The organism is Ornithinibacillus bavariensis (assembly GCF_018333235.1).
In the GTDB taxonomy this organism is placed as follows: domain Bacteria; phylum Bacillota; class Bacilli; order Bacillales; family Amphibacillaceae; genus Ornithinibacillus; species Ornithinibacillus bavariensis.
Map to the genome: position 1 here is coordinate 1 of NZ_BORP01000020.1, position 380 is coordinate 380.

Below are 380 nucleotides of genomic sequence, written 5' to 3' on the forward strand. Positions count from 1 at the left end.
ATTTAACGGAGTGCATACTGGTTTGTTTGGTTCAGTTTTGAGGGAGTAAATTCCTCAAGAAAAACACGAAAGTGTTTCTTTTCATTTGTACCTTGAAAACTAAATAAGAGTAACAACGACATCAAACATTAAAAGGCTGAAGCGACTGTAAAAAAGCGGAGGCATAAGTAAGTGACCGTAAAACGCTTGGTTTGTAGCGTTTGGAGTGTCAATTGCTTATGACGGTAGCTTTTAGGAGCTGAAGCTAGATTAATAAAGCAAAGGCTATTAATATAGTGTAATGCTTATTCATTGTAGATAGTTAAGTGAATAAGGGCGCACGGTGGATGCCTTGGCACTAGGAGCCGATGAAGGACGGGACTAACACCGATATGCCTTGG

The 380-nt window shown here is 39.7% G+C and carries 1 rRNA gene; it reads left to right on the forward strand.

Going from position 1 to position 380, the window contains the following annotated elements:
• Nucleotides 1-299: 299 nt before the first annotated feature.
• Nucleotides 300-380, forward strand: a 23S ribosomal RNA gene (locus KI338_RS17585); the annotation flags it as partial.